This is a genomic window from Microvirga arvi (assembly GCF_016892765.1).
Classification (GTDB): domain Bacteria; phylum Pseudomonadota; class Alphaproteobacteria; order Rhizobiales; family Beijerinckiaceae; genus Microvirga; species Microvirga arvi.
In genome coordinates this window covers 79296-99581 of sequence record NZ_JAFEMD010000012.1, presented here as the reverse complement: position 1 = coordinate 99581, position 20286 = coordinate 79296, and the positions used below count along the sequence as shown (strand labels likewise).

21 protein-coding genes are annotated in these 20286 nt (G+C 62.6%); 13 read left to right on the top strand and 8 right to left on the bottom strand.

Annotated features, from left to right (window positions below):
* Positions 1-52: 52 nt before the first annotated feature.
* Both ILT44_RS09875 and ILT44_RS09870 read left to right on the top strand, forming a co-directional pair.
* Positions 53-985 carry a DMT family transporter gene (locus ILT44_RS09875; RefSeq protein WP_204239398.1) on the top strand — a complete coding sequence of 311 codons (933 nt, stop codon included), beginning with the start codon at positions 53-55 and terminating at the stop codon, positions 983-985.
* Between the two features lie 116 nt (positions 986-1101).
* Positions 1102-1719 (top strand): helix-turn-helix domain-containing protein, encoded by a 618-nt coding sequence (locus tag ILT44_RS09870; RefSeq protein WP_204239397.1) that lies wholly within the window; start codon positions 1102-1104, stop codon positions 1717-1719.
* 36 nt (positions 1720-1755) lie between these two features.
* Here the strand turns inward: ILT44_RS09870 and ILT44_RS09865 are convergent, their stop codons facing one another.
* The 6 genes from ILT44_RS09865 to uraH form a co-directional block, all read right to left on the bottom strand.
* Complete coding sequence (locus ILT44_RS09865; RefSeq protein WP_204239396.1) at positions 1756-2688, bottom strand: c-type cytochrome; 933 nt, start codon at positions 2686-2688, stop codon at positions 1756-1758.
* Positions 2689-2748: 60 nt separating this feature from the next.
* Positions 2749-3186 carry a c-type cytochrome gene (locus ILT44_RS09860; protein WP_204239395.1) on the bottom strand — a complete coding sequence of 146 codons (438 nt, stop codon included), beginning with the start codon at positions 3184-3186 and terminating at the stop codon, positions 2749-2751.
* A gap of 138 nt (positions 3187-3324) precedes the next feature.
* Positions 3325-3642 (bottom strand): rhodanese-like domain-containing protein, encoded by a 318-nt coding sequence (locus ILT44_RS09855; RefSeq protein WP_204239394.1) that lies wholly within the window; start codon positions 3640-3642, stop codon positions 3325-3327.
* 66 nt (positions 3643-3708) lie between these two features.
* The gene (gene lysM, locus ILT44_RS09850; protein WP_204239393.1) at positions 3709-4155 is read right to left on the bottom strand and encodes a peptidoglycan-binding protein LysM; all 447 of its coding nucleotides are present in this window, start codon (positions 4153-4155) and stop codon (positions 3709-3711) included.
* Between the two features lie 78 nt (positions 4156-4233).
* Complete coding sequence (gene puuE, locus ILT44_RS30755) at positions 4234-5673, bottom strand: allantoinase PuuE (RefSeq protein WP_239468043.1); 1440 nt, start codon at positions 5671-5673, stop codon at positions 4234-4236.
* A gap of 2 nt (positions 5674-5675) precedes the next feature.
* Positions 5676-6125, bottom strand: a complete 450-nt coding sequence (gene uraH / locus ILT44_RS09835; RefSeq protein ID WP_307826402.1) for a hydroxyisourate hydrolase — start codon at positions 6123-6125, stop codon at positions 5676-5678.
* A 109-nt stretch (positions 6126-6234) separates the two neighbouring features.
* On the opposite strand from uraH, the gene ILT44_RS09830 reads away from it, so the two are divergent.
* The 7 genes from ILT44_RS09830 to ligD all read left to right on the top strand — a co-directional run bounded on the left by ILT44_RS09830 (position 6235) and on the right by ligD (position 15205).
* Complete coding sequence (locus ILT44_RS09830; protein ID WP_204239392.1) at positions 6235-7461, top strand: urate hydroxylase PuuD; 1227 nt, start codon at positions 6235-6237, stop codon at positions 7459-7461.
* Positions 7462-7505: 44 nt separating this feature from the next.
* Positions 7506-7940, top strand: coding sequence for a GlcG/HbpS family heme-binding protein (locus tag ILT44_RS09825; RefSeq protein ID WP_204239391.1), 435 nt, complete (start codon positions 7506-7508; stop codon positions 7938-7940).
* A 170-nt stretch (positions 7941-8110) separates the two neighbouring features.
* Entirely contained in the window at positions 8111-9703 is a 1593-nt protein-coding gene (locus ILT44_RS09820) for a peptide ABC transporter substrate-binding protein (protein ID WP_204239390.1), read from the top strand.
* A gap of 111 nt (positions 9704-9814) precedes the next feature.
* The gene (locus ILT44_RS09815) at positions 9815-10735 is read left to right on the top strand and encodes an ABC transporter permease subunit (protein WP_204239389.1); all 921 of its coding nucleotides are present in this window, start codon (positions 9815-9817) and stop codon (positions 10733-10735) included.
* A gap of 9 nt (positions 10736-10744) precedes the next feature.
* Entirely contained in the window at positions 10745-11887 is a 1143-nt protein-coding gene (locus ILT44_RS09810) for an ABC transporter permease subunit (RefSeq protein WP_204239388.1), read from the top strand.
* 1 nt (position 11888) lies between these two features.
* Positions 11889-13523 (top strand): ABC transporter ATP-binding protein, encoded by a 1635-nt coding sequence (locus ILT44_RS09805; RefSeq protein ID WP_204239387.1) that lies wholly within the window; start codon positions 11889-11891, stop codon positions 13521-13523.
* 98 nt (positions 13524-13621) lie between these two features.
* Entirely contained in the window at positions 13622-15205 is a 1584-nt protein-coding gene (ligD, locus tag ILT44_RS09800; RefSeq protein WP_204239386.1) for a non-homologous end-joining DNA ligase, read from the top strand.
* A gap of 3 nt (positions 15206-15208) precedes the next feature.
* Here ligD and ILT44_RS09795 read toward each other — a convergent pair whose 3' ends face one another.
* Positions 15209-15844: a glutathione S-transferase family protein gene (locus tag ILT44_RS09795; RefSeq protein ID WP_204239385.1), complete on the bottom strand. Its 636-nt coding sequence runs from the start codon at positions 15842-15844 to the stop codon at positions 15209-15211.
* A gap of 138 nt (positions 15845-15982) precedes the next feature.
* On the opposite strand from ILT44_RS09795, the gene ILT44_RS09790 reads away from it, so the two are divergent.
* The 3 genes from ILT44_RS09790 to ILT44_RS09780 all read left to right on the top strand — a co-directional run bounded on the left by ILT44_RS09790 (position 15983) and on the right by ILT44_RS09780 (position 18673).
* Positions 15983-16807 (top strand): polyphosphate kinase 2 family protein, encoded by an 825-nt coding sequence (locus tag ILT44_RS09790; protein WP_204239384.1) that lies wholly within the window; start codon positions 15983-15985, stop codon positions 16805-16807.
* A gap of 96 nt (positions 16808-16903) precedes the next feature.
* On the top strand, positions 16904-17740 hold the full coding sequence (locus ILT44_RS09785) for a universal stress protein (RefSeq protein ID WP_204239383.1): 837 nt from the start codon (positions 16904-16906) through the stop codon (positions 17738-17740).
* A gap of 18 nt (positions 17741-17758) precedes the next feature.
* A complete protein-coding gene (locus ILT44_RS09780; protein WP_204239382.1) occupies positions 17759-18673 on the top strand; it encodes an SMP-30/gluconolactonase/LRE family protein in 915 nt (304 codons plus the stop codon).
* A 48-nt stretch (positions 18674-18721) separates the two neighbouring features.
* Here ILT44_RS09780 and ILT44_RS09775 read toward each other — a convergent pair whose 3' ends face one another.
* Positions 18722-19177, bottom strand: coding sequence for a PaaI family thioesterase (locus ILT44_RS09775; protein ID WP_204239381.1), 456 nt, complete (start codon positions 19175-19177; stop codon positions 18722-18724).
* Between the two features lie 83 nt (positions 19178-19260).
* Between ILT44_RS09775 and ILT44_RS09770 the strand changes: the two genes are divergently transcribed.
* The gene (locus tag ILT44_RS09770; protein WP_204239380.1) at positions 19261-20196 is read left to right on the top strand and encodes a DMT family transporter; all 936 of its coding nucleotides are present in this window, start codon (positions 19261-19263) and stop codon (positions 20194-20196) included.
* The last annotated feature ends 90 nt before the right edge of the window (positions 20197-20286 follow it).

The window sequence follows — 20286 nt, the reverse complement described above, 5'->3', positions numbered from 1 at the left end:
GGTTGTCTGCGTCCCCTCCGCCAGCGACCCCACCTATGACGATGCGCCTCCCGTGAAACCTCTCCTGGGGATATCCCTCAAAGTCCTGTCTGCCCTCGTCTTCACAATGATGTCGGCGACGCTCAAGACGATGATGATCCGCTATCCGGTCGGAGAAGTCGTCTTTTTCCGCTCTGCCTTCGCCCTCCTGCCGCTTCTGGTATGGCTGAAATGGCAAGGGGATCTCATCAATGCGGTCAGAACCCGAAACGTCATTGGCCATTTCAAGCGCGGCTTCATCGGCACAAGCGGCATGTATCTGGGCTTTGCCGCCTTGTCCTATCTGCCGCTCCACGACGCCATCGCCATCGGCTATGCCTCACCCCTGATCGTCGTGATCCTGGCAGCCCTTCTCCTCAACGAGAAGGTCCGGGCCTATCGCTGGACCGCCGTCGCCGTCGGTTTCGTAGGCGTTCTGATCATGCTCTCGCCCTATCTGAGGCTCGAGACCTTTTCCGGAGGCCTGAGCGCGGGGCCGACCCTGGGCGCCCTCTGCGCCCTGGCCGGAGCCTTCTGCTCCGCAGGCGCCATGGTGCAGGTCCGCCGCCTGACGGCGACCGAGAAGACGGGTGCCATCGTCTTCTATTTCTTCATCCTAGCTTCGACCCTTTCCCTGTGCACGATCGTCTTCGGCTGGCATATGCCCGATGCCACGGACTGGGCCCTGTTCATTGTCTCCGGCATCCTCGGCGGCATCGGGCAGATCCTGCTGACCCAGAGCTACCGCTACGCGGATACGTCGGTGATCGCACCGTTCGAATACACCACCATGATCTGGGCACTTCTGTTCGGCTGGTTCGTGTTCGGAGATCTGCCCACACCGACCGTGCTCACCGGCGCCGCTATCGTAGCCGCCACCGGCCTCTTCATCGTCTGGCGCGAGCACCAGCTCGGGCTGCTGCGCACCAAGGAGCTTCAGGCCGCCCCGCAGCGGCCAGGGGTGTGAAAACGCCAAACGGGAAAAGGAAAGGCCGCGACCCTGCCGGTGCTTGACCCGCCCTGCCGATTACCCCACAACCGTTTTGAGGAACGAGCGTACGGTTTTTCAGAACAGAGGCAGCGATGGGCGTCGAGGGCAAAGAGCGGAACCGGGAGCTGGAAACGGGCGCGCAGGTTCTCTCCGGCAATATGGGCAAGACGATTCAGCGTCTGCGCAAGGCCTACAACCTGTCCCTGTCGGAGCTTGCCGAGCAATCCGGCGTCGCGAAATCGATCATCAGCCAGATCGAGCGCAACGAGACCAACCCGACGCTCGCCACCATCTGGCGGCTGAGCCAGGCCCTCGATGTCTCGATCGAGCGCGTCCTCGCCTCGGGGGATGAGGAGCCGTTCATCGAAAAATCGTCCAAGGCCGACACGCCGATCCTCGTGTCCGAGGATGGCAAGATGCGGCTCGCCATCATCGGCTGGCTCAAGACCATCGAATGGCTGCAATGGTACGATGTGCAATCCGAGCCCGGCGGGGTGCTCGACTCCGACAGCCACCAGCGCGGCTCGGTCGAATGTCTGTCCGTCCTCGACGGCGAGTTCGAGGTCGAGGTGGGTGGGGTCGTGCAGCAGGCCAAGGCCGGCGAAAGCCTTCGCTACCGCTGCGACCGCCCGCATTCCGTGCGCTGCATCGGCAGCACCCCCGGACGGGCCACGATGGTGTGCATCCTCAAAGCCGCCGTGATGGATTGAGGTTTATCCCCAGGCTGTCCTCAGCCGGTTCCCACCTTATTCAGGCTTCTTGAAACCCTGCCTCGGCGGCAGGGACAGAAGGTATTCCGCCACAGCCTGACGGTCCGCATCGGGCAGTTGGGCCGTGTTGGCGACGACGGCGCCCATGGGACCTCCGACGGTGTCGAAGTTGGGCGTTTCCCCCGTTTTCAACAGAGTGGTGAGGTCACTCACGGTCCAGCCGCCGATTCCGGTCGCGTGCGGCGTGATGTTGGGGACGATCCCCCTGCCTTCCGGATCCGGGCCGCCGGCGAAGCGACGCTCGTCGATGACGGCACCAGCGAAACTGCGCTCGCTGTGGCACTCGGCGCAGTGCCCCGGCCCGTTCACCAGATAGGCCCCCCGGTTCAGGCTCGCCGACTTCGACGCATCCGGCGTGAAAACCTTTCCATCGAGGAAGGCCAGCTTCCAGAGGCCCACGCCGCGGCGGATATTGAACGGAAACGGCAGGTCATGACCGGGGGCTCGCCCTTCCACGGCGGGCAGCGTCTGCATGAAGGCGAAGAGGTCGGTGAGATCCTCGGGACTCATCCTCTGATAGGACGTGTAGGGGAAGGCCGGATAATAGTGGCGTCCGTCCGGAGATACTCCCTCTCGCATGGCGCGGGTGAAATCCGTGACGCTCCAGGAGCCGATGCCGTCCGTCTTGTGCGGCGAGATGTTTGGGACGTGGAACGTGCCGAACGGGGATTTTAGCGCATAGCCGCCGCCGAGCCGCAGCTTGTCGTCGTTGTTGGGCACGGCATGGCAGGAGGTGCAGCCTCCGGCGAAAAACAGGATGCGGCCGTTCTCGGCATTCGGGGCGTGACTGCCGTTCGGCGCCGGAGGCTCCCCGCGAATGAGGCGATGGGCCGACGGCGATGTCAGGGCCAGGAAGCCCAGAATGCCGAAAATCACCAGGGCGACCAGCCCTACGAGCGCTTTACGCATCGCCTGTTCTCCAAATGAAACGGGCGGCCCAAGGGCCGCCCATTACTCAGCATCGTCCGATCAGGAGGCCTTCTTGCGGAACTCGTTGTGGCAGGCGCCGCAGTTCTGAAGCACCTTTGGCATCTCGGCCTTGAAGGACGCTTCGTCCTTGATCGTCGTCATGGCGGTCTGAGCGTCTTGGCTCATTTTGTTGCCAGTCGCCTCGAACTTGGCCTTGTTCTCCCAGATCGTCGGCAGCGCCTCGGTCTTCTCCGCGTTCTTCGAGCTTTCCGGGAAAAGCGTGACGAACTTCTTGGGATTCTCGGCGAACACCTTCAAGCCAGCCTGCACCTTGGCGAGGTCGAAGGGCTCCTGGCCGCGCATCATGGCGCCGATGGGCCGGGTCTGAGCGCCCATCTCCTTCATCAGGGCCTGACGCTGCTCGACGACATTGCTCTGGGCAATGGCGGCGGTCACTCCGAGCGCCAGAAGGCTGGCGACGAACATTGTACGCTTCATCTATGGTTTTCCCTCGTGGGCGCGACGGACGATTTCCCTACGAACCATCGTCGGCGGGGCGACATTAGCGCATAAGTCGTCAAGCTTGAGCACTCTACTTTAGAACACATATATGTGATCTCGCCCCGCAAGAGGCTCTTATTCGACGGGCTCGCCGGCCGCCGCCCAATCCTTGAAGCCGCCCTTGTAGTGCTCGCGGATATCCCGACCCGAAGCCCGTGCGAATTCGATGGCCCGCACGGACCTGACGCCGGCCGCACAGGAAAAGACGATTCGCTTTCCTTCCGGCAGAGAGGAAGGATCGAAGGACGAAAGCGGGTGGGAGATGGAGCCCGGGATATGGCCTGCGGCGAACTCGTGCGGCTCCCGGACGTCGACCAGCAAGATTGAACCCTCTTGGAGCCCTTGCTTGATGACCTCGCGGTCGAGATCGATGACCTGCGGCGTTTCACTCATGAAAGATCCTCCCTGTCATCGCCATCTCATACCGGCATGACAGGGAGGGGTGCAATCCGGATGCGATCAGGAAAGCGGCGGGATGCGCAGAACCCAACCCGGCTGGATCATGTCGGGGTCTTTGACCGGCGGGGAGTTGGCTTTGACGATCTCCGTATATTTCGCGCCTTTGCCCTTGCCGTAGTGCTTTTCGGCAATTTCCCAAAGGGTATCGCCCTTCTGGACCGTGTACATGGTGGACTGGGCCGAGGGCTGCTGAACCTGGAGACCGGACGTATCGACCTCGGCGACGCCATAGGTATTGCCGAGAGAGAGGATGATCTTCTCGGCCTCTTCCTGGGTCATGGCCTGACCCGACAGCTTCACCTTGTCGCCTTCGACCTGGATTCCGAGCTTGCTCGCATCGAAGCCGTGGCCCTGCACCTCCTGCTGCAGTTTTTCGGGAGTGGCGGCGGCAGCGCTGCCGCCGAAGATCTTGGCGCCGGCTTCCTTGATGAACTTGAACAGACCCATGTCGTCCTCCTCTCGTCATGCCCGGCCTCTGGACGGCCAAGCTGAGACGAAGACGCGCGGGACTCCAAACGGTTCCGCTTAGGCTAAACTGGAGAACACATCCGCCAGCGAGGGCAGCCGGTCCTTCAGCCTGAGAAGCGCGATCAGCTCGATCTGCACGATGGCCGTTTCGAACTCCTGCTCGGGCTCATGCTCCAGCCGCTCCTCGAAGGCTGCGAGGATCTCGTCCTTCGATCGACCTTTCACCGCCATGATGAAGGGGAAGCCGAATTTTTCCTTGTAGAGGTCGTTTAGGGCCAGGAAGCGGTCGCGCTCCTCTTCCGTCAGGCTGTCGAGGCCGGCGGAGGACTGCTCGTTGCGGGAATCGTCCGTGAGGTCGGCGAGCTTGAGGCGCCCGGCGAGATCCGGATGGGCGTTGATGAGGGCGAGCTTCTGCCCCTGGCTCGCCCCCGAGAGCACATTCACCATGGCCGCATGAAGTCCCTCGGCCGTGTCCTGTCCGGTGGTGAGACCGGCGTCGAAGGCACGTTCCGCGATCCAAGGCGAATGCTCGAAGATGTCGCCGAAGATCTCCACGAACAGCACGCGGTTCATGGTGCTGGGTTTGACCCCCGCTGGGCGATGGTGCCGGATCCAATGCCGGGCGATGTCGATGCGCCTGGCGACCCAGACATTGTCATGGGCAGAAACATAATCCAGGAAGCGGGCGAGTGCCGCGGCCCGTCCGGGGCGGCCGACGAGGCGGCAATGGAGGCCGACCGACAGCATCTTCGGCACGGTCTCTCCCTCCGCATAAAGGGTGTCGAATGAGTCCTTCAGATAGGCGAAGAACTGGTCGCCCGCATTGAAGCCCTGCGGGGTCGCAAATCGCATGTCGTTGGCGTCCAGCGTATAGGGCACGATCAGCTGCTGCCGGTCGCCATGCGGCTCCCAGTAGGGGAGCTCATCGGCATAGGAATCGGCGCTGTAGAGGAAGCCACCCTCCTCCGCCACGAGGCGGTTGGTGTGCTCCGAGGTGCGGCCCGTGTACCAGCCCAGAGGGCGCTCGCCAGTGACCTCGGTATGAATGCGGGTCGCCTCCTTCATATGGGCACGCTCCTCGTCCGAGGAGAAGTCCCGGTAGTCGATCCATTTGAGTCCGTGGCTCGCAATCTCCCACCCGGCCTCCTTCATGGCGGCAACCGCCTCCGGGTTGCGCATGAGGGCGGTGGCGACGCCATAGACCGTGACCGGCATGCGGCGCTCGGTGAACATTCGCCACAGACGCCAGAAGCCGGCGCGGGAGCCATACTCGTAGACCGACTCCATGCTCATGTGCCGCTGGCCAGGCCATGCCTGAGCGCCGACGATCTCCGATAAGAACGCCTCGGAGGCGCGGTCGCCATGGAGGATGTTGTTCTCGCTGCCCTCCTCGTAGTTGATCACGAACTGCACGCAGATCCGGGCCCTGTTGGGCCAGCGCGGATGCGGCGGGTTGCGGCCATAGCCGACGAGGTCGCGGGGATAGGAGGTCGGCATGATCAGCTTCCTCGATAGGTGGAATAGCTCCAGGGGGAGGCGAGGAGCGGAACGTGGTAATGGCCGTCGGGCTCGGCGATGGTGAAGCGGATCGGCACCATGTCCAGGAAAGGCGGATCGGCCATGGCCGCGCCGAGCGCCCGGAAATAGGCGCCGATTTCGAAGACGATTTCATAGGTTCCGGTACGGAATGCATCGCCGATCATCAGCGGCGCATCCGTGCGCCCATCCGCATTGGTGACGGTGCGCAGGACGGAGCGACGCTGCTCGCCCTCGATGGCGAACAATTCGATGGCGACGCCGCGTGCGGGCTTGCCGTTGACGGTATCCAGAACGTGGGTGGACAGGCGGCCCATGAAGCCTCGCGGATGGAGAAGGAGCAGATCGAGCCCGGAATTCTTTCGGGCCTGCGCGCTCCGCGTCAAGCCGGATCGCTCGATCCTGTTGCGCAAAGGCAGGGTTTCCCGGACAGGGTTCCTGTTGAAAAAGCTGCGGACACGGCCTATCGCAAACCCGACCTCCGCCCTAGGCTAAGCATTCCTTCAATATCCAAGTGACTGCATGATCGACCCGCAAATCTCCGAATGGATCAGCCAGATCATCCGCTGGGTCCATGTGATTACGGCCATCGCCTGGATCGGCTCGTCCTTCTACTTCATTCATCTCGATCTCAGCCTGAAGAAGCGGGAGGGGCTGGCGGAAGGTGTGGGCGGCGAGGCCTGGCAGGTCCATGGCGGCGGCTTCTACAACATGCGCAAGTATCTCGTTGCGCCGCCGGAGCTGCCGAAGGAGCTGACATGGTTCAAGTGGGAGAGCTATTCGACCTGGATCAGCGGCTTCTTTCTGATCGTCTGGGTTTATTATCTTCATGCCGACCTCTACACCATCGATCCTACTGTCCGCGCCCTGGAGCCGTGGCAGGCGGCTGCCATAGGCATCGGCGGGATCATTCTGAGCTGGCTCGTGTATGAAGGCCTGTGCCGCTCACCCCTCGGCAGGAACGGGGTCGTCCTCGGCATCGTTCTCTTCGGCTATATTCTGCTGGCGGCCTTCGCCTTCACACAGGTCTTCAACGGCCGCGCCGCCTTCCTTCATACGGGCGCGATGATCGCGACCTGGATGTCGGCCAGCGTCTTCTTCGTCATCATCCCGAACCAGAAGAAGGTGGTGGCCGAGCTTCTAGCAGGCCGCTCACCCGACCCGAAGCTCGGCAAGGAGGCCAAGCTGCGGTCGACGCACAACAACTACCTTACTCTTCCCGTCATCTTCCTGATGCTGTCCAATCATTACCCGCTGGCTTGGTCGTCCGCCTATTCGGTCGGCATCGTCGGGCTGATCGTCATAGCAGGCGCGGTGATCCGGCATTTCTTCAATTCCCAGCATGCCGGCAAGGGCTCGCCCTGGTGGACCTGGGGTGTCGCCGCCGCAGCCATCGCTCTGGCGATCTGGCTTTCGATCCTCGGCAAGCCCGGCAATGCCAACATGGCTCAGGCTCCGGCAGACGCAACGCCCGAGGTCGTCACGGCATCCTTCGACGAGGCGGTGCTGGCGATCCAGTCCCGCTGCTCCATGTGCCATGCGGCGGAACCTGTCTGGGATGGAATCCCTATCGCTCCGAAAGGCGTGCGGCTCGATACGCCGGGGGAGATCGAGCGGCATGCGGAGATCATCCGCGTCCAGAGCGTGCTGACCCACGCCATGCCGCCCAACAACATCACCGAGATGACCCCGAACGAACGCAAGGCTGTGGCCGCTTGGCTGGCGGCACGGGATACCGTTACCCGTTAATTTCGTGAGCTGCGCACCAACGATCAAATCCATGGAGGAAATGAGTGACCGAACTCACACTGGAAACGGCACAGACGATTATCACCAACGCCCTCAAGGCCGCGCGGGAGAAATCATTCAAGCCCCTCGCCATCGTGGTCTATGACGCGCGCGGCGCGCTCAAGGCTCTCCTGTCGGAGGATGGAACCAGCATCAAGCGGGCCGAGATCGCCATGGGCAAGGCCTATGGTGCCCTGGCGCTCGGCGTCGGCTCGCGCGCGCTTCACAAGATGGCGACCGACCGGCCCTACTTCATCGCCTCGGCCACCCACGCGGTCGGCGGGCAGCTCGTGCCGGTTTCCGGCGGCGTCCTGATCAAGAATGGCCAGGGCGGGATTCTGGGATCCGTCGGCGTTTCCGGCGACACCTCCGACAATGACGAGATTGCTGCTGCGGCCGGCATCGAGGCGGCCGGACTGGTCTTCGACACCGGCGCCTGATCCATCTTCACAGGCCTAACCCTTTGTTATGCCAGGAATTACTTAATTTTTTGGATAGTACTGGACATAAACAGTTGATTGATCAACAAATAGGGCAAGGTTACTGCCCTACCGGCTCTAACCGAAGACATTCAAAAAACCCTGAGATAATCAGAAAGGGAACGCGTCAAATGTCATCATGGTTGAAACGTACCGCCCTCGCAGCTGCCGCAACGGTAGCTTTTTCGAGCTTCGCGGTCGCGCAAGTCGTCTATCACCGCGGCAACGATGGCGAGCCGGAGACGCTCGACGTCCATAAGACCTCCACGGTCGGTGAATCCAACGTTCTGCGCGACCTCTATGATGGCCTTGTCATCAAGAACAACAAGGGCGAGGTCGTGCCCGGCGTCGCCGAGAAGTGGGAGATGGCCGACGACGGCAAGCTTTACCGCTTCACGCTGCGCTCCAATGCCAAGTGGTCCAACGGCGACCCGGTGAAGGCATCGGACTTCGTGTTTGCCTACCGCCGGATCATGAACCCGGAAACCGGCGCCAAGTACGCCAACATCCTCTACCCGATCCTGAATGCCGAGAAGGTGAACAAGGGCCAGGCCAAGCCCGAAGAGCTCGGCGTGAAGGCGGTGGATGACCGTACCCTTGAGATCCGTCTCGAGCAGCCGACCCCTTACTTCATTGAGCAGCTGACCCACCAGACGGGCCTTCCGGTCCATCCGGCCTCCGTCGAGAAGTTCGGCAAGGACTACGTGAAGCCGGGCAACCTGGTGTCCAACGGAGCCTACACCCTGGCCGAGTTCGTGCCGAACTCGCACATCAAGGTCGTGAAGAACCCGAACTTCTATGACGCCGCGAACGTCAAGATCGATCAGGTGATGTTCTACCCGATCTCCGACCTCGCCGCGGCCGTTCGCCGCTTCCAGGCCGGCGAGCTTCACTCCACCCCGGACATCCCGGCCGACCAGGTGAAGGCTCTCAAGGAGCGGTTCAAAAATCAGGTCGTAATCGGCCCGTATCTCGGCGTTTGGTGCTTGCCGATCAACACGTCGAAGGCGCCGTTCGACGACGTGCGCGTCCGCAAAGCCCTCTCCATGGCGATCGACCGCGAGTTCATCGCCGAGCAGATCTGGGGCGGCACCATGCTGCCGGCCTATTCCTTCGTGCCGCCGGGCATCGGCAACTACGGCAAGCCGGCCCAGGCGGAGTACGCCTCCATGTCGCCCATCGAGCGCGAGGACAAGGCGAAGGCCCTGCTCAAGGAAGCCGGCTACGGTCCCGGCGGCAAGCCGCTGAAGGTTGAGATCCGCTACAACACCACCGATAACAACCGCAACACGGTTGTCGCCATCGCGGACCAGTGGAAGGCGCTCGGCGTCGAGACGTCCTTCATCAACACCGACTCCAAGACGCACTTCGCGCATCTGCGCGACGGCGGCGACTTCGACATCGCTCGCTACGGCTGGATTGGCGACTACTCGGACCCGCAGAACTTCCTGTTCCTGCTCGAGAGCGACAACAAGGGCTTCAACTACGGCAAGTGGAAGAACGCCCAGTATGACGACCTCATGAAGAACAAGGCCGCCAAGGAGACCGATCTCAAGAAGCGCGCCGACTACCTGCTCCAGGCCGAGCAGATCTTCATGAAGGAGGAGCCGTGGATCCCGCTGCTCCACTACAGCACGAAGAACCTGGTCTCGGACAAGCTCGTCGGCTTCAACCAGAACATCTCTGGGGTGTACCCGAGCCGCTTCCTGTCCCTGAAGCAGTAAGCATCCTCGATCCTGCCGGGCGGCCTCACAGCCGCCCGGCTCACAAACGACACGTCAGCCGCGAAGGCTGCTTCCCTCGCTGAGGGGTTGTTATCGAGCGGAGTCGATACCGTGATCCCCTTCGTTTTCCGCCGTCTTCTCTCGGCGATTCCCACTCTTTTCATCATCATCACGATTTCGTTCTTCCTGATCCGGCTTGCGCCCGGCGGCCCCTTCGACCTGGAGCGTCCGCTCGAGGCCAAGGTCATGGAGAACCTGCAGAAGATCTACGGCCTCGACCGGCCGCTCTTCGAGCAGTACGTGCGCTATCTCGCTGCCGTCGTGCAGGGTGATTTCGGCCCCTCCTTCATCATGCGCGATTTCAGCGTCGCTGAACTCTTCGCCAACGGCCTGCCGGTTTCCATGCGGATTGGCGGATTGGCGTTGGGCTTTGCCATCATTGTCGGCGGTACGCTCGGCTCCATCGCGGCGTTTCGCCAGAACAGCATAATCGACTACATGGTGAGCGGCCTCGGCACCTTCGGCCTGACGATCCCCACCTTCGTGATCGCCCCGGTGCTTCAGATCGTATTCGGCCTCGCCTTGGCCCTGTTGCCCGTTGCGGGCTGGGCGGGCGGCGCACCGCGCAATCTGATCCTGCCGGTCATCACCCTTTCGCTGCCACAGATCGCCATCATCGCGCGCATGACCCGCGCCGCCATGATCGAGAACCTGCGTTCGAACCACATCCGCACCCTCCGCTCGCTCGGCCTGCCGTCCTGGGTCATCGTGCGGCATGCGCTGCGTGGCGCAGCCCTGCCGGTTGTATCCTATCTTGGACCCGCCGCCGCAGCCCTGCTCACCGGCTCCGTCGTGGTGGAAACCATCTTCGCCCTGCCTGGCGTCGGTCGGTACTTCGTCGAGGCCGCGCTGAACCGCGACTACACGCTCGTGATGGGCACCGTCGTCGTGGTGGCAGTGTTCGTGCTCATCTTCAACCTGATCGTCGACATCCTCTACGCGGTGATCGACCCCCGCGTCCGTTACGAATGAGGCACCACCATGGCTGAAGGCGCCGTCATTTCCGACATTCCCGTGACCGGGACCATCTCCGGTCGCTCGCTCTGGGCCGATGCGCGGACCCGGCTCCTGCGCAACAAGGCGTCAGTCGCCAGTATGATCATCCTGGCACTGATCGCACTCGCCTGCATCTTCGGGCCATTCCTCACCGGTCATCCCTTCGATCGGGTGTACCCGGACTATGTGCGCGCACCGGCGAGCCTGACCGCCTATCCGAAAGCGGAGCAGATCATTCCGCAGGCAGAGCGCATCGGTTCCCGCGTGAGAGCCAAGCCCGAGAACATCGAGATAACCGGCGACGCCGTGCGCATGGCTCTCGTCAGCACGAGCGAGCGGCCCGTCGACGAGCGGCTGCTGGCCTATTTCGAGCGCTCGGATCTGTTCGGCACCGCAAAGGTTGTGGAACGGCAGGACGAGGGCCGCCGCCTTGTGGTCGAGGTACCTATCGATAAGCAGTACTTCTTCTTCGGCACCGAAGCCAATGGACGCGATCTTCTCACACGCACCATGAAGGCCGGACAGGTCTCGCTCGCCATCGGACTTCTGGCGACGTTCGTCGCGATCATCATCGGCGTGGTCTACGGCGCGACCTCAGGATATCTCGGCGGACGCGTCGACCTGGTGATGATGCGTATCGTCGACATCCTCTATTCGCTGCCGTTCATCTTCTTCGTCATCATGCTAGTCGTTTTCTTCGGTCGGAATTTCGTGCTGGTGTTCCTGGCGGTCGGCGCCGTCGAGTGGCTCGACATGGCGCGCATCGTCCGTGGCCAGACGCTCTCGATTAAGCGCCAGGAATATGTCCAGGCCGCCGAGGCGCTCGGCGTCGAGACGAAGGGCATCATCCGCCGCCACGTCATCCCGAACACCCTCGGCCCAGTGGTGGTCTACATGACCCTCATGGTGCCGCGCGTGATCCTGCTCGAGAGCTTCCTGTCCTTCCTCGGACTTGGTGTTCAGGAGCCCTATACCAGCCTTGGCGTTCTGATTTCGGAGGGCGCCAAGAGCATCCAGGATTCCACCTGGATGCTGATCTATCCCGCCCTGACGCTTGTCGCGATCCTGTTCTGCCTGAACTTCATTGGCGATGGTTTGCGCGATGCTCTCGACCCGAAGGATCGCTGACATGGCCGAGCCTGTTCTTTCCGTCCGCAATCTCAATGTCCGCTTCCGCACCGGCGACGGCATTCTCCATGCGGTGAAGGGCATAGACCTCGACATCAACGCGGGCGAGACCGTTGCGATCGTGGGCGAGTCCGGCTCGGGCAAGAGCCAGACCATGATGTCCGTGATGGGCCTTCTCGCCTCGAACGGCTGGGCCGAAGGCTCGGTCAAATACCGCGGCGAGGAGCTTGTGGGCCTTTCGCCCGGCAGGCTCAACCACTACCGCGGCTCCAAGCTGACGATGATTTTCCAGGAGCCGATGACATCGCTTGATCCGCTCTACCGGATCGGGGATCAGCTTAGCCTCCCGCTCACCACCCATGGGGGCATGAGCAAGGCCGACGCGCGCAAGCGCGCCATCGAGCTTTTGGAGCTCGTCCGCATCCCGGATCCTGCACGCCGCATCGATGCGTACCCGCATGAGCTGTCCGGCGGCCAGCGTCAGCGGGTGATGATCGCCATGGCGCTTGCCAACAATCCTGACGTGCTGATCGCCGACGAGCCGACCACGGCTCTCGACGTGACGGTTCAGGCCCGCATCCTCGATCTGCTCGCCGACCTGCAGAAGCGGCTCGGCATGTCGATCGTGTTCATCACGCACGACCTCGGCGTCGTGCGCCGCTTCGCTGAACGCACCTATGTGATGAGACGCGGCGAGGTCGTCGAAAGCGGCCGCACGGCCGACATCTTTGCGGCGCCCAAGCATCCCTATACCCAGATGCTCATCGATGCCGAACCGACCGGGCGCAAGGAACCTGTTGCAGCCAGCGCTCCTGTTGTCCTGGATGCACAGAATATGTCGGTCCAGTTCACCCTGGAGAAGAGCTTCTTCGGCAAGACGACCCATGTGCTTCGCGCCGTGGATAATGTGAGCCTGCGGGTTCGCACCGGCGAGACGATAGGCGTGGTGGGGGAATCCGGATCGGGCAAGTCGACGCTCGGTCGCGCCATCCTGCGCCTGCAGCCGGCTTCAGGCCTTGTTCGGTTCGAGGATCGCAACCTCATGCCCCTCGACCGCCGTGGCATGCAGCCTCTGAGGAGGCACCTGCAGCTCGTATTTCAGGATCCTTTCGGCTCCCTCTCCCCGCGCATGACGGCGGGCGAGATCGTGACCGAGGGTCTCCTCGTCCACGAGCCGAGCATCTCCCGCAAGGAGCGCGACCGGCGCGCCGCCCAGGCCTTCGACGAAGTGCAGCTCGACCCGGCGTGGCGCAACCGTTTCCCGCACGAGTTCTCCGGCGGCCAGCGCCAGCGCATCGCCATCGCCCGCGCCATGATCCTGCACCCGAAGCTCGTGGTCCTTGACGAGCCGACCTCGGCCCTCGACCGCTCGGTGCAGAAGGAGATCGTCGAACTGCTGCGCAATCTGCAGAAGGCCCATGGCCTGGCCTATGTGTTCATCAGCCACGACCTCGCGGTTGTGCGGGCGCTCTCGGACGAGATCATGGTCATGAAGAGCGGCAAGGTGGTGGAGCGCGGCACGGCCGGGGAGATCTTCGACAGGCCTCGGGAGGAATATACCCGCGACCTGATCGCGGCAGCTTTCCTTACCGGGCGCGGCACGGTCGAGACGGCTGTTCAGCCACTGGCCTCCTAAAGGCTGGAACCGGAAAGCCTGGCGCGGATTTGATCTTTGTTTGCCGCATGATCGTGCGGTGAACCGGTATCCACTTCACCGGATCAAGCTCTGGCACCATGGCAAAGCTCGCAGCCTATCGCGCCAAGCGCGACTTCACGAAAACTTCGGAGCCGGCAGGCAAGGCCTCCCGGCACCGGGGCGCCTCTTTCGTCGTGCAGAAGCACGATGCCTCTCGCCTGCACTATGACTTCCGCCTCGAACTCGAGGGTGTCCTGAAGAGCTGGGCCGTCGCCAAGGGGCCCAGCCTCGTCAAAGGCGAGAAGCGTCTGGCGGTCGAGGTTGAGGACCATCCGCTCGCCTATGGCGACTTCGAGGGCACCATCCCCGAGGACCAATATGGCGGCGGCATTGTCCTGCTGTGGGACCGGGGGACCTGGGAGCCGGAGGGCGATCCCCACGAGGGTTACGAGAAAGGCCGCCTCACCTTCCGTCTCGACGGCAAGAAGCTCAAAGGCACGTGGCATCTCGTCCGCATGGCCAAGCGCCCGCGCGAGCGCCAGACATCCTGGCTTCTGATCAAGGCCGAAGACTCATTCGCTCGGTCAGAGGACGAGCCGGATATCCTCATGGTGGCCCCATTGTCCGTGAAATCAGGGCGCTCCATCGAGGAAATCGCGCCTGCCAAAGCAGCAAGAAGCTTGTTGAAGCCGAAGGCCCCGTCCAAGAAACCCGAGAAGACGAAGGCCAAAGAAACGGCTCCAGCGTCGAAGCGTGCCCCATCGAAAAAGGGGGCAGCCGGCACTGTCGATGTCGCGGGTGTTCCCCTCACCCATCCGGATCGCGTGCTATGGGAAGATCAAGGTGTCACGAAGCGCGAACTGGCGGAGTTCTACGCCGGCATCGGCGAATGGCTCCTGCCGCATCTGATCAACCGTCCTCTGACACTCATCCGCTGCCCGGGAGGCGCAGAGAAGAAGTGCTTCGTCCAGCGCCATTCCTGGGCCGGCATGAGCGATTTCGTTCACCGCACCATGATTCCGGATAATAGCGGCGAGCAGGAGGCCCTGACCGTCACCGACGTTCGAGGCGTGATCGCCCTCGTGCAGTCCGGCGTCCTGGAGATGCATGTCTGGAGCGCAACTCTTGCCGACCTGGAGCGGCCAGACCGCCTCATCTTCGATTTCGACCCCGGCGAGGGCGTGGAATGGCCGCGTGTGATCGAAGGTGCTTTGGCGGTTCGCGAGCGAATGAAGGCCCTGGGTCTGGAAAGCTTCGTCAAGACCACGGGCGGCAAGGGCCTTCACGTGGTCGTCCCCCTGCAGCCGAAGGCGTCGTGGAAGGACGCTCTTGCCTTCACGCGGAGCATCGCCGAGGCGATGGCGGCGGACGAGCCGGATCGCTACACCACCACGTCCGTCAAGCAGGAACGCGAAGGTCGGATCTTCATCGATTACCTGCGCAACAACCGCGAGGCCTCAGCCGTCGCGCCCTATTCCACCCGTTCCCGCCCCGGTGCGCCCGTGGCGACACCGGTGGCCTGGAAAGAGTTGTCCGCCGATCTCAAGCCCAATGGCTTCACCGTCGAGAACCTTCGCAAGCGTCTCGCTGCTCTGAAGCAGGATCCCTGGGCAGACATCGGAAGAATGGATCAGGTCCTGCCGGAGCAAAAGCCTGCGAAGCGGGCTTCGCGCAGGAAGTAGGCCTCAGAAGACCGGAGCCTTGATGCCTTCGACCTCAAGGGTCTGCTGAACGGCAGGTCGCGCCAGGACCCGCTCGGCCAAGGCGTTCAGGTTCGGCAGGCTGCGCGGCGGACGCGGCATGCCCCGGCCCCAGCGGATCAGCATGAACAGGAAGAGGTCGGCAGCGGAGAAGCGGTCGCCAAGCAGCCATGGTCTGTCACCGAGCTGATCGGAAATCACATCGAACATGCGGTTGAGCCGCTCGCCGGACGCCTGCTTCACGAACGCTGCGGCGGCCTCGTCACTCACATGCTCATGCGGATAGAACCAGGCGCGGTATTCCGCCTGCGGCGTGTTCGTCAGGTGGACCATCCATTTGTAGAACTCGGCCCGCTCCTTGGTGCCGGGAGCAGGCGCAAGGCCGGCCTTCGGAAACTTGTCGGCCAGGTGAAGGGCGATCGCCGCCGTCTCGAACAGCACGACATCGCCGTCGAGGAGAACCGGGATACGGCCGTTTGGGTTGAGCCTGAGATACTCGCTGCTCTTCTGGGCATTCTGCCCCTTGTCCACGAGGCGCAGTTCGAACTCGGCCCCGATTTCCCGCAGCATCATATGCGGCAGAAGACTTGCATTGCCGGGATAGTAATAGAGAGCGAGCATCATCAGCCCCTGGAAGATTTTATTGCTCTGTCTTGGTAGATGGTGCCGGGAGCCGCGTAAAGAGCAGTCTGTCGATGATCCCGATCTTCCTTTCACGCCTTCATGCCCTATCGTCCTGAAGGCAACCGGGAGATGAAGATGACGGATCTGGCCAAGACCTTGATCAAGAAGCTGCGGGTGGATCCCGGCGAGAAGATTCGGCTTCGCGATCGTGATCCGCGCGATAAGTCGCTTTTCGGTGACGAGCAGGAGACCAAGGCGAGCACGGCAGCTCTCGCCAAGGACATCGACACGCTTCAGGACCGGCTCTATGCCGAGGGCTCGCGGGCGCTCCTCGTGATCCTCCAGGGCACGGACACGTCGGGCAAGGACGGAACCATCCGCAGCGTCTTCAATGCGACAGGTCCCTTGGGCGTCTCCGTTCATGCTTTCGGCCCGCCTTCGAAGCTCGAACTGGAACACGACTACCTCTGGCGCGTGCATGCCGTCTGCCCCCGGCGCGGCACGATCGGCATCTTCAACCGCTCCCATTACGAGGATGTCCTGATCGGGAAGGTCAAAAAACTCGCGCCGGAGAAGGTGATCGAACAGCGTTATGAGCAGATCAACGCCTTTGAAAAGATGCTGACCGAGAACGGCACGACGATCCTCAAGTTCATGCTCCATATCTCGAAGGACGAGCAGAAGGAGCGACTGCAGGACCGTCTTGAGGAGCCAGCCAAGAACTGGAAGTTCAACCCTGGGGACCTGGAGGACAGGGAGCATTGGGACGACTACCAGGATGCCTACGAGACGATGCTCCATCGCTGCTCGACCGAATGGGCGCCCTGGCACGTCATCCCGGCTGATCGCAAATGGGTCCGTAACGCCGCCGTTGCGAACATCGTGAAGGCTACTCTCGAGGAGATGGATCCCCAGTATCCGAAGGTCGCCTGGGACCCAAAGGACTACGAAGTCCGCTAGAGAACGTCCCGGTTCGGCCGGACCGGGGGCATTCGCCCATCGTCGAATGCCCCTAAGCCCTTGCCGAGGGCGGTTTTAAGCGCGACAATAATCCTTATGAAAAGCATTCTTGTCCCGATCGAAGACCACGGCAGCATCGAACCCCAGCTGGAGACGGCGCTGCAGCTCGGCCAGATGTTCGACAGCTATGTCGAGGGAATAGCAATCACCCCCGATTATCCAGTGGTCCTGCCGGTCGACATCGCCATCGGCGTGCCCTCTCCCATCACTCCCGAAAACCGCCTCGAAATGGCCCGCGCCTGCCGCGAACGCTTCGAGACCTACATGACCACCAAGCAGATTTCGCGATCTGCAGCCGGGATCTCGGGCCTCAGCTCAGGCTGGAGGCAGGACGGGCTCATGGAGGATGCCTTTCTGGGAGCCTATGGACGGGTCTTCGACACCATCGTGGTGGGGCGCCCTGACGGATCGAACGGCCAGACGCGCCTCTCCACGGCTGAGGCGGCTCTTTTCGAGACCGGGCGTCCTGTCCTGATCGCGCCCCCTACCCCAAACCGCACCTTCGGCGAAACTGTCGTGATCGCCTGGAATCGGAGCACGGAAACGGCTCGGGCCGTGCTGGGATCGATGCCGTTGCTGAAGAAGGCCAAGCGCATCGTTGTTCTTGAACTCGATGACTGGGGTGTTCCTGGTCCCTCCGGCTCGGAGCTTGCCCGCCACTTGAGAATGCACGATCTCTCGGCGGAGGCCATGATGGCCGTCGATCCGTCCAACAGGCCCGGTGAAGCGATCCTGAAAGAGGCCGCCGCCCTCGGTTGCGACCTGCTGGTCAAGGGAGCCTATACCCAAAGCCGCCTGCGTCAGATGTTCTTCGGCGGCGCCACGAGCCATATACTGGGCAACACGACGATCCCCGTCCTGATGGCTCACTGACAGGAAATGTCACTTGCCATGTTCCGGGATGTCGCTGTCGTCCTCGATGATCGTTTCAAGCGCCTGCACATCGGGTCGGCGCGCCTGGAGAAGCTGGCGGAGGGATGCCGCTGGGCGGAAGGACCGGCCTACTTCCCGGCCGGGCGCTTCCTGATCTGGAGCGACGTGCCCAACGACCGCATGATGCGCTTCGACGAGACTTCCGGCACCGTTAGCATCTTCCGCCCCTCGTCGGGCTATTCCAACGGCAACACAGTCGACCGGCAGGGATGCCTCGTCACATGCGAGCACGGCAACCGGCGCGTGACGCGCACCGAGCATGACGGCTCGATCACGGTGCTCGCCAGCCACTACCACGGCAAGCGCTTCAACAGCCCCAATGACGTGGTGGTGAAGTCCGACGGGTCGATCTGGTTTACGGATCCTGCCTATGGGATCGATTCCGATTACGAGGGGCATAAGGCGGAAAGCGAGATCGGTGACTGTCATGTCTATCGGATCGACCCGCATACCGGCGATGTGATCATGGTCGCCGACGATTTCGTCCGCCCGAACGGATTGGCCTTCTCGCCGGATGAAAAACGTCTCTACGTCGCCGATACCGGCGCCACCCATATGAAGGACGGGCCGCGCCACATCCGCGTGTTCGACGTGGACGACAACGGCAAGCTCTCGGGCGGAGGCGTCTTCGCCACCTGCACGCAGGGCCTGTTCGACGGATTCAGGCTGGACGAGGCCGGGCGGATCTGGACCAGCGCCGGCGACGGGGTCCACTGCTATGAGAGCGACGGGACCCTCATCGGCAAGATCCTGGTTCCCGAAGCCGTCGCGAATGTCGTCTTCGGCGGGCTCAAGCGAAACCGCCTCTACATCTGCGCCACGACCTCGCTTTATTCGATCATGCTGCCGGTCAACGGGGCCAAGACATTCTAGCGTATCCGAAGATCCCAAAAGTGCCGATCCACTTTTGGGTCCGATGCTCTAGCTGCTCACTCCTTCGCGCCCCTCCACCGCCATGAGGGTGGCAGTCAGCAGCGCGATCTGCTTCTCGCGCCCCTCATGGATGGCGAACACGTCGGTTTGAGCCAGGGTCAGCGTTCTCCCGGCCTTGATGACCCTGCCCCGGGCGGTCATGCGTTCACCGATACCCGGTGCCAGAAGGTTGATTTTGAATTCGGCAGTGAGGACGCCGGCGCCGGGCTTCATCAGGGTCAGGGCCGCATAGCCGGCGGCGGAATCGGCAATGCTGGCCAGGGCTCCCGCATGCACGAAGCCGTGCTGCTGCGAGATGGCCGTCGAGGTAGGCAGGGAGATCTCGACCTTGCCGGGCGATACGCGAACCAGAGAGGCGCCCAGCGTCACCATCAATCCTTGAGCCGCGAAGCTCGCCCGAACGCGCGCCTCATAATCGGGATCTTTCGGCGTCAGCTCGTTCATTTCGGCGTCTCCAGGGGCTTTCAACCTAAGTCAGACGCCAAAAGCCTTGGAATCAAGTCATTTTTCCCTCATTGATCCGGCCCATGAGTCAATCCGCTTCGTCTTCCGCCCATAAGGTGCGCTCCGGCACGCTTGTCGGCATCGGCCTGATGCTGCTCGGCGTCTTCATGTTTGCCATGAACGACGTGATGGGAAAGTGGCTTGTTGCCACCTATTCCGTCGGCCAGGTCCTGCTCCTGCGCAGCATCGCGGCCCTTGCAGTTCTCCTGCCGCTCATGCGCCGGCAGAAGGTGCCTTTCGCCATCCCGCCGCAGCCCGGACTTCACGCCGTACGCGTTATCCTTTCAACGCTGGAGGTCGCCTGCTTCTACTGGGCGGTCACCTATCTGCCGCTCGCGGATGTGATGACCTATTATCTGGCCGGGCCGATCTATGTGGCAGCCTTCGCGGCCTTCTGGCTCGGGGAGAAGATTGACAGGCCCCGCATGCTCGCCATTGGGGTGGGCTTCGTCGGCGTGCTGATCGCCCTGCGCCCATCGACCGCCACCCTGTCCCTGCCGGCGCTCATCGCGCTTGCGGGAAGCCTGTTCTACTCACTGCTCATGATCACCACCCGCAAACTCCGGGAGACCCACGATGCCACGCTCGTGCTCGGTCAGATCCTCGGCGCCCTGATCTTCGGCACTGTTGCCGCGCCGCTCGCCTGGGTCACGCCGGGACCGCTCGACCTCGCAGGCCTGTTCCTGCTTGGCATCGTTTCCATGACCGCGCATGTCTGCGTGAACCGCTCCTTGAAGATCGCTCCGGCTTCGGTCGTCGCGCCGTATCAGTACACCCTCATCGTATGGGCCATCGTGCTGGGCTACCTGGCCTTCGGGGACGTCGTGGGATTCTGGACGCTCGTGGGCGCCGCCGTCATCTGCGGCGCCGGTCTGGCCCTTCTTCTGCTTGAGCGGGAGGCGGCCCGTCGCGGACGGGAAGCGAAGGACATCGAAACGCCGGTGCTCCCGGAGGCTTGAGAAGCCCCCGGCAGGATCATCCTTTCTGCCTAGGGATGGTTCGAGAGTCGCGCTTGACATGCTGCACTGCAAAGCCGTCAATGGCGCAAC

Bases quoted from the DNA above. Each gene is read 5' to 3' on its own strand.
- ILT44_RS09805 (WP_204239387.1), top strand. From the start codon at position 11,889: ATGGCCGAGCCTGTTCTTTCCGTCCGCAATCTCAATGTCCGCTTCCGC.
- ILT44_RS09820 (WP_204239390.1), top strand. From the start codon at position 8,111: ATGTCATCATGGTTGAAACGTACCGCCCTCGCAGCTGCCGCAACGGTA.
- ILT44_RS09780 (WP_204239382.1), top strand. From the start codon at position 17,759: ATGTTCCGGGATGTCGCTGTCGTCCTCGATGATCGTTTCAAGCGCCTG.
- ILT44_RS09855 (WP_204239394.1), bottom strand. From the start codon at position 3,642: ATGAGTGAAACGCCGCAGGTCATCGATCTCGACCGCGAGGTCATCAAG.
- ILT44_RS09810 (WP_204239388.1), top strand. From the start codon at position 10,745: ATGGCTGAAGGCGCCGTCATTTCCGACATTCCCGTGACCGGGACCATC.
- ILT44_RS09790 (WP_204239384.1), top strand. From the start codon at position 15,983: ATGACGGATCTGGCCAAGACCTTGATCAAGAAGCTGCGGGTGGATCCC.
- ligD (WP_204239386.1), top strand. From the start codon at position 13,622: ATGGCAAAGCTCGCAGCCTATCGCGCCAAGCGCGACTTCACGAAAACT.
- ILT44_RS09785 (WP_204239383.1), top strand. From the start codon at position 16,904: ATGAAAAGCATTCTTGTCCCGATCGAAGACCACGGCAGCATCGAACCC.
- puuE (WP_239468043.1), bottom strand. From the start codon at position 5,673: ATGCCGACCTCCTATCCCCGCGACCTCGTCGGCTATGGCCGCAACCCG.
- ILT44_RS09870 (WP_204239397.1), top strand. From the start codon at position 1,102: ATGGGCGTCGAGGGCAAAGAGCGGAACCGGGAGCTGGAAACGGGCGCG.
- ILT44_RS09775 (WP_204239381.1), bottom strand. From the start codon at position 19,177: ATGAACGAGCTGACGCCGAAAGATCCCGATTATGAGGCGCGCGTTCGG.
- ILT44_RS09795 (WP_204239385.1), bottom strand. From the start codon at position 15,844: ATGCTCGCTCTCTATTACTATCCCGGCAATGCAAGTCTTCTGCCGCAT.
- ILT44_RS09860 (WP_204239395.1), bottom strand. From the start codon at position 3,186: ATGAAGCGTACAATGTTCGTCGCCAGCCTTCTGGCGCTCGGAGTGACC.
- ILT44_RS09830 (WP_204239392.1), top strand. From the start codon at position 6,235: ATGATCGACCCGCAAATCTCCGAATGGATCAGCCAGATCATCCGCTGG.
- ILT44_RS09770 (WP_204239380.1), top strand. From the start codon at position 19,261: ATGAGTCAATCCGCTTCGTCTTCCGCCCATAAGGTGCGCTCCGGCACG.
- ILT44_RS09865 (WP_204239396.1), bottom strand. From the start codon at position 2,688: ATGCGTAAAGCGCTCGTAGGGCTGGTCGCCCTGGTGATTTTCGGCATT.
- lysM (WP_204239393.1), bottom strand. From the start codon at position 4,155: ATGGGTCTGTTCAAGTTCATCAAGGAAGCCGGCGCCAAGATCTTCGGC.